This window comes from Marinobacterium lutimaris, from assembly GCF_900108065.1.
GTDB lineage: Bacteria > Pseudomonadota > Gammaproteobacteria > Pseudomonadales > Balneatricaceae > Marinobacterium_D > Marinobacterium_D lutimaris.
Genome location: NZ_FNVQ01000004.1, coordinates 247,663 through 259,433, shown reverse-complemented (window position 1 = coordinate 259,433; position 11,771 = coordinate 247,663). Strand labels below are relative to the sequence as shown.

Annotated in this window: 9 protein-coding genes; all 9 read left to right on the top strand. The window is 54.9% G+C overall.

Annotation, left to right across the window (positions count from 1 at the left end; genetic code table 11):
* Positions 1-56: 56 nt before the first annotated feature.
* Positions 57-1,367 carry a nucleotide sugar dehydrogenase gene (locus tag C4S72_RS18225; RefSeq protein WP_104004614.1) on the top strand — a complete coding sequence of 437 codons (1,311 nt, stop codon included), beginning with the start codon at positions 57-59 and terminating at the stop codon, positions 1,365-1,367.
* 112 nt (positions 1,368-1,479) lie between these two features.
* Positions 1,480-2,904: a mannose-1-phosphate guanylyltransferase/mannose-6-phosphate isomerase gene (locus C4S72_RS18220; protein ID WP_104004613.1), complete on the top strand. Its 1,425-nt coding sequence runs from the start codon at positions 1,480-1,482 to the stop codon at positions 2,902-2,904.
* Entirely contained in the window at positions 2,904-4,466 is a 1,563-nt protein-coding gene (locus C4S72_RS18215) for a glycosyltransferase (RefSeq protein WP_104004612.1), read from the top strand. The genes C4S72_RS18220 and C4S72_RS18215 overlap by 1 nt, the downstream gene beginning before the upstream one ends.
* Before the next feature lie 15 nt (positions 4,467-4,481).
* A complete protein-coding gene (locus C4S72_RS18210) occupies positions 4,482-5,657 on the top strand; it encodes a PilZ domain-containing protein (RefSeq protein WP_104004611.1) in 1,176 nt (391 codons plus the stop codon).
* A gap of 20 nt (positions 5,658-5,677) precedes the next feature.
* On the top strand, positions 5,678-7,114 hold the full coding sequence (locus C4S72_RS18205; RefSeq protein ID WP_104004610.1) for a tetratricopeptide repeat protein: 1,437 nt from the start codon (positions 5,678-5,680) through the stop codon (positions 7,112-7,114).
* Positions 7,111-8,493, top strand: a complete 1,383-nt coding sequence (locus tag C4S72_RS18200) for an alginate export family protein (protein ID WP_146071925.1) — start codon at positions 7,111-7,113, stop codon at positions 8,491-8,493. Before C4S72_RS18205 ends, C4S72_RS18200 begins: the two co-directional genes overlap by 4 nt.
* 15 nt (positions 8,494-8,508) lie before the next feature.
* The gene (locus tag C4S72_RS18195) at positions 8,509-9,936 is read left to right on the top strand and encodes an MBOAT family O-acyltransferase (RefSeq protein ID WP_104004608.1); all 1,428 of its coding nucleotides are present in this window, start codon (positions 8,509-8,511) and stop codon (positions 9,934-9,936) included.
* Between the two features lie 9 nt (positions 9,937-9,945).
* Positions 9,946-11,040 carry an alginate O-acetyltransferase AlgX-related protein gene (locus C4S72_RS18190; protein ID WP_104004607.1) on the top strand — a complete coding sequence of 365 codons (1,095 nt, stop codon included), beginning with the start codon at positions 9,946-9,948 and terminating at the stop codon, positions 11,038-11,040.
* Positions 11,041-11,112: 72 nt separating this feature from the next.
* Positions 11,113-11,760: an alginate O-acetyltransferase AlgF gene (locus tag C4S72_RS18185; RefSeq protein ID WP_104004606.1), complete on the top strand. Its 648-nt coding sequence runs from the start codon at positions 11,113-11,115 to the stop codon at positions 11,758-11,760.
* Positions 11,761-11,771: the final 11 nt, after the last annotated feature.

Sequence of the window (11,771 nt, the reverse complement as noted above, 5' to 3'; positions counted from 1 at the left end):
CTCTGGTTATGGCTTTCTGGGGTGTATCAAAACTAGATACCAGGGAAGGTTTCTCGATGAAAATCAGTATATTCGGCTTGGGCTATGTCGGTGCCGTGTGCGCCGGTTGTATGTCTCATCGCGGTCATACCGTGATCGGCGTCGATCCATCTGCAGTCAAGATTGAGCTCATTAACAAGGGCAAGTCTCCTATCGTGGAGCCGGGTCTGGAAGAGCTGCTGGCAGCCGGTGTGAACTCGGGTCGCTTGATCGGCAGTGCCGATGTGGCGGAGGCTGTACGCAATACTGAGGTTTCTTTTGTCTGTGTAGGTACGCCGAGTAAGAGCAACGGTGGCCTGGACCTGTCCTATGTCGAACTGGTTTGCAAACAGATCGGTGAGGTAATCCGCGATAAGGCCGAGCGTCATACCGTGGTGATCCGCAGTACCGTACTTCCGGGAACGGTGCACGAGCTGGTCGTTCCGACGCTGGAAGCCGCCTCAGGTAAGCGTGCCGGCGAGGATTTCGGTGTCGCGGTCAATCCTGAGTTTCTGCGTGAAAGCACTGCGATCAAGGATTATGACTTCCCGGCGATGACCGTCATCGGTGAGTATGATAAAGCCTCGGGTGATCTGCTCGAATCACTTTATACAGACCTGGATGCGCCGATCTTCCGTAAAACTGTGGCCGTTGCGGAGATGATTAAATATACCTGCAACGTCTGGCATGCGGCGAAAATTACTTTTGCCAACGAAATCGGCAATATCGCTAAAGGCTGTGGTGTCGATGGTCGTGAGGTTATGGATATTGTCTGCCAGGATCACAAACTGAATATTTCCAGCTATTACATGCGCCCGGGATTTGCCTTCGGTGGCTCCTGCCTTCCCAAGGATGTGCGTGCGCTGACTTATAAAGCTGGTCAGCTCGATATACAGCACCCGATGCTGGCCAGCATCATGAACAGTAACCGTCTGCAGGTTAAGAGGGCGTTCGACATGATCGCCCAGAACAACAGTCGTAATGTTGGCTTGCTGGGGCTCAGCTTCAAGGCGGGTACCGACGATCTGCGTGAAAGTCCCCAGGTTGAACTGGCTGAAACCTTGATCGGCAAGGGCTTTAATCTGCGGATATATGACGAGAACGTGGAATATGCCCGCGTTTTCGGTAGCAACAAGGAATATATCGAAGCCAAGATACCGCATGTCTCCTCCCTGCTTCATTCCAATCTGGATGAGGTGATTGAAAGCTGCGATGTGCTGGTGATCGGTAATGGTGAGCCGAGGTTCGGGGAGCTGTTGGAGCAGCCGCCGGAAGGTAAAAAGATTATCGACCTGAACGGCTTCATGAAAGAAAAATCCCAGGGGATGCTGGAAGGTATCTGCTGGTAAAACGCAGTACCGCCGCCTCCAGGAAGGAAGCGGCTATTTGCGACAGAAGATATGCAGCTTGATGAGCCGCGGTTTTCTGACAATGGATCGAACATAGCTATGGAGAGCTGAGATGATCCCTCTAGTCCTTTCTGGTGGTAATGGTACCCGTCTATGGCCTATCTCGAGGGGCGGGTTTCCCAAGCAGTTTCACGCGCTCACTGGTGAACACACCCTGTTTCAGCAGACCGTGATGAGGCTTGATCTTCCGAACATCGAAGCGCCCATCGTCGTCTGTAACCAGTCCCACCGTTTTATCGTTACCGAGCAGCTCAAGCAGATCGGCCGCGATGCTCAGCAAGTGCTGCTGGAGCCGTTTGGCCGCAATACCGCGCCTGCCGTTGCACTGGCGGCCATGCGGTTGCTTAACGCGGGTCGTGACGAACTGCTGCTGGTGCTGCCAGCGGATCACGTCATCAAGAATCAGCAGGCCTTCGCCGCGGCGCTGGAGCAGGCACAGGCCGCCGCTGAGAAAGGAGATCTGGTGCTGTTCGGCGTGCCTGCGGTGAGCCCGGAAACCGGTTATGGCTATATCCGTACAAGCGTATCCGAGGTTGCCGCTGCAGGTCCGCGCCCCGTTGAGCAGTTTGTGGAAAAACCGGATCTCGACACCGCGCGCCAGTATGTCGAAGAGGGCTGTTACTACTGGAACAGCGGCATGTTCCTGCTTCGCTGCAGCCGCTATCTCGATGAACTCAAACAATACTCCCCGGATATCTACGATACCTGCGCGCTGGCGCTCTCCACGAGCCATGAGGATGGTGAGTTTCTGCGCATTGATGGTGAGGTGTTCGAATACTGCCCTGATGACTCCATCGACTACGCCGTGATGGAAAAAACCGCGACCGCTACCGTAGTGCCGCTGGATGCGGGCTGGAGTGACGTAGGTTCCTGGTCCTCTCTCTGGGAAGAACAGGACAAGGATGAGAGCGGCAACGTCCTGCGTGGTGATGTTCAGCAACTGGGTTGCCATGGCAGCTATGCGCACGCAACCGACAAGCTGCTGACGCTAATCGGACTGGATGATGTGGTTGCGGTTGAAACCAAGGATGCGGTGCTGATCGCGCACAAGGACCGGGTTCAGGATATCAAGGCGGTTGTAAACGGACTGGCGTCTGCAGGACGGGAAGAAGTTAATTCGCACCGCCAGGTTTTCCGGCCCTGGGGTAGCTATGACTCTGTGGATTCCGGCAGCCGTTTCCAGGTGAAGAGAATCACCGTGAAGCCGGGGGCCAGCCTGTCACTGCAGAAGCATCATCACCGCGCCGAACACTGGATCGTGGTCTCCGGCACCGCCCATGTGACCTGTGATGACCAGACCATGATTCTGACCGAAAACCAGTCAACCTATATCCCGGTGGCTGCGGTTCACCGTCTCGCCAATCCGGGCAAGATCATGCTCGAGATTATCGAAGTGCAGTCGGGTAGCTATCTGGGTGAGGACGATATCGAGCGGTACGACGATGTTTATGGCCGGGCAGCGGTGGTAGGAAGTTGATGACAACATCCAAGCAGTCCGAACCTTCTGTTCCGACCTTTGAACACAGTTCGTTCGAGGAGCCCGGCTTTCAGTGGCCGGGCCCAAAGGCAGTGGTCGGCTGGTTGTGTCTGTTTGCACTGATTGCACTGGCAGCGAACCTGATCGACCCCGCCTATCTTGATCCGGCCCACGGCAAGTTTATTTTTCTGATCGGCCTGCTCGGGCTCTGGCGTTACAGCAATGCAGCCACCCACTACCTGCGCGGGATGTATTTCCTGCACTGGCGTTTTCCACGCATACGCAAGCAGGTGGAGCGTATGGGCAAGGCGGCGCTGCCGTCTCATATGTACATGGTGGTAACCAGTTTCAGAATACCGGCGGAAACCACCTACAAGGTATACCGCTCCGTTTTTGAGGAGCTGCAGAAACTTCCTGTGGGCGCCACGGTAATCGCATCGATCGTCGAGAAGGCCGATGAGGAGTTTATCAAGCGCATCATGAAGGAAACCGTGGTTGCGCGTCGTGATATTCAGCTGGTGTTTGTACGTGCCCGTGGAACGGGCAAGCGCGACGGTCTGGCTCATGCGTTTCGCGCTCTGTCACGCCGTATGCCGATGGATGACGCCGTGGTCGGCGTGGTCGACGGTGACACCATAATGCTGCCCGGCTGTATCGAGCGCGCGGTCAAACTGTTTGCCTATCTGCCCAATGTCGGCGGTCTGACCACCAACGAGTACTGCGTGGTGGAAGGGGGCAAGCTGGTCAAACAGTGGCACACCATGCGCTTTGTACAGCGGCATATCAACATGTGCTCTATGGCGTTGTCCCACAGGGTGCTCACGCTGACCGGACGTCTTTCGTTCTTTCGCGCGGCGGTGATGGTTGATCCGCAATTTATCAAGGATGTGGAAGCGGACTTTCTCGATCACTGGCGCCTGGGCCGCTTCCAGTTTCTCACCGGAGATGACAAATCTTCCTGGTTCAGCTTGATGCGTGGCGGCTGGGATACCTTCTACGTGCCTGACAGCCACACGTTGACCGTAGAGCACCCGCCGGACAGCAACTTCTTCCGGGCGACACGGCAGTTGATGTATCGCTGGTACGGCAACTCGCTGCGGCAGAACTTTCGTGCCACGCGTGAGCTTGGGGTGAGACGTCTGGGCGCCTTTGCCAGCTACGTGTTGTATGACCAGAGGATCTCCATGTGGACCTGCCTCATGGGGCTCACCGGCTCAGTGGTGGCCGGGCTGGCGTTCGGCATCCAGTACCTGCTCGTCTACATATTCTGGATTCTGGTTTCCAGAACCATTGTAACCCTGCTGTTTTTCTTTACCCGGCACGCGGTGGATCCGAGTTATCCGTTCGTTCTGTATTACAACCAGATCGTCGGATCGGTGATGAAGGTCTACTCGATGTTCCATATGGACCGGCAGAGCTGGACCCGGCAAAAAACCAAGCTGGATAACAGCGGCAGAATGGATGCTTTGCTGAACCGCTGGAGCTCCAAAGCGGCATTGATGTCGTCGATCGCCATTTTCCTGGGTGTGATTTCCGCCCTGTTAGACATTTCACAACTTTAGAAAAGATAACGGACTATGAGTACTACAGTTCTGAACGATTCGGTCGTCCATGAAGCGATAGACGAGCGCCAACACATCCGTACCCGTATTCCTGCCAGGGCAGTGCTGACCAGCGGCTCATCGAAAGCGATCAGCTGCGATGTTCAGGATATTTCCATTGGCGGTCTGGGGCTGCACTGTGAGGAAACGCTGAAGATCGGTTCTCTCTATGATGCTTCGATAGAGCTGGATATGAAGCGGATTGATCTTAGCCTCAAAGCCAAGGTGAAGATCGTCAAGCAGCATGGCGCCAATGTAGGCGCGCAGTTCGTTGATCTGGAACCTTCCAAGGCGGACATTCTGCGTTACATCATCTCGTCCTACCTCTCTGGCGAGGTAGCCGATATCAACGGCCTGTTCAGCGTCATGCAGCGCGAGAACTACATCAAGGAGCGCAAGCAGAAAGCCAACCTGACACGGGGGGCCTGGCAGCGACTGAAAGCTGTACTGGGCACGCTGTTCATGATGGCGATTGGGGTGCTGGCGCTGACCTATGTTCTCTATCAGATCTATTCCCTGTTTTTCCGTATTCCCGCTGCCCAGGCGGCGGTGAGCGCCGATGCCTACGTGATCAGCATGCCCGAAAACGGCACCGTGACCTATCTGCTGCCGGAGGGGCAGCAGGAGGTATCCGTTGGCCAGCCGGTGGCCAGTATTTCGACGCAGTTGACCACCAGCCTGACCTCTCCCGCTGACCTGGAGATGGTCAGCAACCTTTCCGCGGAGGATACCCGAGCTCTGCTGGGGGGGATTAATGTGGATACCGTGATCTCCAGTCCCTGTGACTGCACCCCGTTTTATCCGGCGGGTCAGCTCGACAGTTATGGCTACAAGGGGGATGCGCTGGTGCACCTGCTGCCCAGGGAGAAACCGCTGTATGTGAACGCAAGCGTGGCGTTCGACAAGCTGGAGAAACTACAGCGTACCCGCGATGTGCAGCTTCAGGTTTATGGCGCAGATGAAAAGATCGCAGGGAAGATTGTGGGCGCGACCGTGAACCGGGAGCAGGATACGGTCGAGCTGAAAATTGAACCGGAGAGTGCTCTGTCTCTGGATGACTATCAGAAACCGGTCTGGGTGGCTTTTGAGCTTGGACTGCCGGGCATTGATCGCGTCGACGGGCTGAACCTTCTCGAAAGGCTACGCCAGTAGTATCAGTAGGGATAGCCGTCATGCGTTTGGCAAAAATCACGACAGTGCTGGCTGCGCTTGCCGCCTTCGGTCTGAGCAGTTCTGCTCAGGCTGCCCTGAGTCTTGAGCAGGTACGCTACGAGCTGTTCAAGAATCCACAGGCGGAGGTGGAAAAGGATCTGCGGCAACTTTCCGACCGGGGTAACCGGGAAGCGATGTATATGCTGGCAAACCTCTTGGCGGACAGGTCCGGCAATATCAGCCTTGATTCACTGCGCCTGTACGATGCTGCTTTCGCCAAAGGGACCGGTGAAGTGAGGGCTCTGGCTGGTGCGGCTGCACTGGTCGTTCGTCGTCCCTTCTATCTGCAGCATTACACCGACTACTTCGCGCAAGCATTACAACAGTATCCCCAGCAGCGGGACCTGGAGACGCTGAATACGACACTGGAGGTTTTCCTGGTCTATCCAGACCTGTTCCAGCCGGATGTCGTACAGCAGTTGCTGGATCTGCATCGCCGTTCCTGTATTGAGCTCTGCTCTTCCTCCCTTTACGCGGCGGTGCTTGCGGAGCGACGTGGTCAGCGCGAGTTGGCTGATCAGCATTATCGTGAGGCGATGCTCACCGACGAGCGTGCCGCTGAACGCTATTACGATTTTCTTGGTGACGAACAGGAAAGGGTTTTTGCCCAGGTCGCAGCGGAGATGGAGCCGCGCATGGAGGCCTTTACGCCGGCTGCGGCGGAACGCATAGGCACCCTGCTTGATCGAATTGGCGATCTGAGGAGTGCCAGCGAAAAACTGGCGCGGCGACAGCAGCTTCAGGAAGCAGAGCAGCAGGGGATTGAACCTCAGCCTGTAGCTGAGGAGGGAGAGTCCGAATCTCAGCAGCTGAGGGAGCAGGCCTTAAGGTGGGTCAACTACGCAGCATCCCGGGACTGGCTTCCCGGTATGACCTCTCTGTTCAACTTCATGACGTCAGACCCCACCAGTTATACCGGCGATGAGGCGATGGCGTTGATCGATCGTATCGGCACTTTCGACCCGGCCCGCGCAGAGCGGCTGCGCATTTTCGCTTATATGGTTTCAGACTGGGACACTTTGGCGCCGCGGAAAGCCTATGAATTGATACAGCGACGTATCGATGCGGGCCAGCCTGATGGCTCGATGCTCCTGGCGGGCTTGTATAGCGAGGGTGTGCTTGATGAGGCCGATCAACCCAGGGCGCTCAGTATGTATGAGGAGCTGGCATCCCAGGGATCGGGAGCTGCCTATTTTCGCCTGGCGTCCCTGCACAACTCCGGCCTTTCCATGTGTCATGACCGCCCACTGGCCTACGCCTACGCCCAGGTTGCTGCGAGCCTGGGGGTAGCGCGCGCGCAGAACCTGGAGCGTGAGCTCGCACCGATGCTGACAGAAGACGAAATGGATAGAGCCACAAGGATTCGTAACGAGGCTATGGAAAGGCTACCGCTATGAGAAAAACAAGATTGTGCGTTGTGGTGGCAGGGCTCATGGGGCTGAGTGCCCACCAGCTTTCCCTTGCGGAGGAAGGTGTGGAGAGTTCTGCAGGGCAATTTGCCGCGGAAGAGATCGAAACCTTCGAGGTGAATCACAAATTCACCATGGAAACGGCCTCAGGGCCGGAGGATGCGCGCCTTGGGGCCGATCGCGACCAGTCCTACAGCCTGCGCTATGAACCCACGCTCATCTGGTACTCGCCGGAAAAGCGATGGCCGAAATGGCGCACCCTGGTGCGCGGCTGGATCGCCTATGACTCTGGTTCTGCCGTCAGCTCCCTGCAGGATGAGCGGCGCGAGCAGGCGGAGGGCTGGAATGCTGAGCTCAGGGAGTTCTACGTTACCCGTAACCTTATCGGTGATGATCCCCGCTTCTCGCTGAGCTTCGGTCGTCAACGCTATTCCGACTATCTGGGGCTCTGGTGGGACGATACCTTCGAATCGGTACGCTTCAGTTATCAGGACGATACTGCCAGGGGGTTCGTGGCCGCCGGGCAGAAGTTCTACAACTACAACAGTGACGTTAACCGCCTGGATCCATCTGAGGAGGATATAGCGCTGTTAATGGGTGAGTACGGGCGCAGTTGGCGTATCGGTCACTGGGCGGGTATCCGGCTGATGTACGAGGATGATCACTCTGGAGCGGATCTGGATGATCCCGATGACTTTACCGGTTTTCGTTACGGTGTTTTTGCCCAGGGCGAATATGCCAGCGGCTCGCGACTGAATGACTACCATCTTGAGCTCGCTGCTGTGACCGGGGATCGTGACGAGGTGGCCCAGGCCGGCAGCCGTACAGTCGATATCAACGGCTGGGCGGCGATCGGTGAGGTTGGTACCCAGATGATCGACTGGCGCTGGTCGCCCCGGTTTTCGTTCCGTGCGGGTATCACCGACAAGCCCGATGAGGATCAGGATGGCTTCTACCTGAACAGCATTCAGTCTGACCGGCAGGTGACGGATGACAATTTCAGCACACGCCTGGTCAGCTCTTTCATGGGGCTGCAGGTCAGTAACCTGGCCTACTACGGAGTAGGGGTGGAGTTTTCTCCCACCGAGCGCTCCGGGGTCAACATGCGCCTCAGCGATCTATACCTGCGTAATCCGGATGCCGACATGCCGATCCGTAGCGTTGTGCCTCAGGATCCAGATAGCCGGTCGCTGGGGCAGGTTTTTGATGTCAGCTATTCCTGGCAGCGCTTTCCAGAGGCCTACAAGGGACGTCTACTCAGCGTCGATACTCTGCTCAGCGCAGGTTACTTTTTCGCAGGCCCGGCAACGGGCGACCTGGATGATGAATACCAGCTGACCCTGGGTGTCGTGGTGCGTTATCGATAAGGATATTGAAACGCTATGGTCTTTAGTTCGAATATCTTTCTATTCCTGTTTTTACCGCTTTTCCTGGCGCTCTACTACCTGGTGGGGGAGCGCTGGCGCTCGGCCGTGATCGTATTGGGCAGCTACCTGTTCTACGCTTGGTGGCGGCCTGACTTTCTGTTCCTGTTTGTGGCGGTCACTTACTGGAACTACTGGTTCGGGATGCGAATAAAGCATGAGCTGGACAGAAAACGGAAGAAAGTCGCCTTTCGATGGCTAACCCTGGGCGTTGTCGGCAATCTGTTGACCCTTGGTTATTTTAAATACGCTAATTTTGGCGCCGATGTTCTTGCGGATTTGCTGAATAGCGTCGGGGTCGATTCATTTACCCTGGAGACGATAATCCTTCCCCTGGGGATATCTTTCTATATATTCCAGGCGATTAGCTATATTGTCGATATTTATAGGAAGCAGGCTGAACCTACCAGAAACTTCATCGACTTCGCCGCCTATATAGCGCTATTTCCACAGCTTATTGCTGGGCCGATCGTACGTTACAAATTAATCGATCTTCAGTTAAAGAAACGTGAGCACTCCATGGAGCTTTTTTCCTTGGGTGCAAGTCGTTTTATGTTGGGCTTTATAAAGAAGGTACTGATCGCTGACTCGCTGGCGCCCATGAATATTCTTTTTGTTACTGAGTCTGATCCACAGATGGTTGACGCCTGGTTTGGACTGATTGCTTCGGTAATACAGCTTTATTTTGATTTCTCAGGATACAGCGACATGGCGATCGGCCTGGGTCTTATGATGGGGTTTCGTTTTCCGGAGAACTTCAATCAGCCTTATATATCCAAGAGTATTACTGAGTTCTGGCAACGCTGGCATATGACGCTGGCCGAGTTCCTGCGTGACTATGTGTACTTTCCCCTGGTGCGTCGACGCATCGCCGGGCCCATTGTGGCGCTGGGCGTCACCATGGTGCTATCAGGCTTCTGGCATGGCGCCAGTTCTGCCTACATATTGTGGGGGGCGTTCTTCGGCGTCGCAATAATGATAGAGCGTGCGCTCCGCATAGCGACGAAGGTGACGACACCTTTTAACCTGTGGAGAGTGATTATTACCTGCTTTCTTCTGACTCTGAATATGCCTCTTTTTCTTACCGGTGATCTTGATCAGAGTTTGAAAATATATGGCGGTCTGTTTGGTTTCAACGGGGTAGGTAACATGGATAGTTATATCTATGGTACCTCGATTATGACGATAAGCTTTGTTGGCGTTTCTCTCATATGGTTAGGTATAGCTGAGCGTATTAATGTGAAGTTTTACGCGAATGGACAGAACACCTACTTTATGCAGCATGTAGGTGGATTCAGCACCCTGCTGCTTTGGGTTGGATTCTCTTTGGCGCTAACCAGATTGGCCGCGAATTCGTTTTCGCCTTTTCTTTACTTCCAATTTTAGGTCGGTCTGATGAGCAATTTACCGGTAATGCGTTCGGCGAGTAAAGTAAATGGAATTCTCTTCATCCTGATGTTGGTGGGGATGGTGATTTATTCGCTGCCATCAATCTATAAATTTTCCAAAACCCAGACTCAGGCGCAGAGTTGGGAGCTGTTTACGGATGGGGAGCTATTGCGCCAGTTTGAAGTGTTTTACGACAAACGTCTGTTCCTGCGTGATTTCTCTGTGCGTCAGTGGGCTAACCTCAGTTTTCTGCTGTTTGGAGAGGGCACCAGTGGTGTGTTGCTGGGTAAAGAGGGATGGCTGTTCTCCAGTCAGGAAGCGATAGTGCCAAACAGCCTGGCGTCGAACATTGATCGGCAGATGGAGAAGATCGCGCAGGTGAAGGCGCAGCTGGAAGCCTCGGGCAAGCGGCTGATCATGCTACCGGTACCGATGAAAATGGATATCTACCGCGAGTATACGCAGACCGGCCTGCGCCCCCAGGTTGATGATCTTTATCAGGCGTTTGTGACGCGGTTAGAGCAGCAGCAGATCGCTGTCTGCAACCTCAGGGCGGCGTTTGTCGCTGCCCGGGATAATCAGAACCTCTACGTGCGTACAGATACCCACTGGAGCCCAGCAGGAGCGCGTCTTGCGGCGCAGACTCTGGCTGGCCAGTACCCCGAGCTGATGGGTGACAGTGCCTTTGAAAGCGATCTGGTTGAAGAAAAAGAGCTCAAGGGCGACCTGCTTAACTTTGTGAATTTCGCGCCAGAGTTGCAGCCGCAGTACTTCGCGTCGGTCACGATTCCTCTCTATGAAACTGTGGATAAGGGCCAGTCTGACGATGCGATGGGGTTGTTTGAGGAAACCTCGCAGTCGTTGATGTTGATCGGCACCAGTTACAGCCGTGTGGATGACTGGAACTTCCCCGGCTTTCTCAAGGAAGCGCTTCACAAAGATTTGATGATGATGGCACAGCAGGCCCAGGGGCCCTTTGCTCCTATGGAGGAGTTTATTGAGAGCAGCAGCTTCTCGAGTCCGGATGTTGAAACCGTGATCTGGGAATTCCCGGTCCGAACGCTGCTTGCCCTCGGCCCCAGTCTGGAAAGTGGCAACTGACGCCCAGGTAAAACGCAAAAGCAAACTGCCTAAGTAAAACTGCCCAAGTTAAACCAAGGAAAGGTAAAAAAGATGGTCCGTAAACTCGTCTCTATAAGCTGTATGGCGCTACTTTGGGTCGCGGCAAGCATGAATGCCGCCGTTGCTCAGGATGATCAGGCGCAGCTCTACGATGCGGTAGCCCCCGAAGGATCGGCATTTGTGCGTGTATTGAACGTTACCGGAAACAGCGTGGAGGTAACGCTCACCAGCAAAATCAATCCGCAGCGTGTACCCGCACATCAGTTTGGTGGCTACCGCTTCCTGCCCCCCGGGCCCAGCAACATCACTGTCGCAGGGATCTCTCTGGACATGGAGCTGGCGCCCGACAGCGCCACCACGGTTGTTTACGACGGTCAGCTGCTGCTGTTGAAAGACGATATTGTTGAGGAACCACAGAAAGCTCAGATCTCCTTCTACAACTTCACAGATACCGGAGTGGCCCTGAAAACCCTGGATGGAAAACACGCGGTAGTCGATACCCTTGACCCGAGTAACAACGGCACAAGGATGGTCAATGAGGTAAAAGTCGGTTTTTCCGCTTATACCGGTGAAAACTCGCTCGCCAGCTATGAAGCCCAGCTGCTGCGTAAAGGACGCTCGTACAGCTATGCGATCTTTGGCGAGGCTGGTGACTACAGATCGATTATGTGGGCGAACAGCATCGATGCGACCGAGTAGTTTTTTGGATA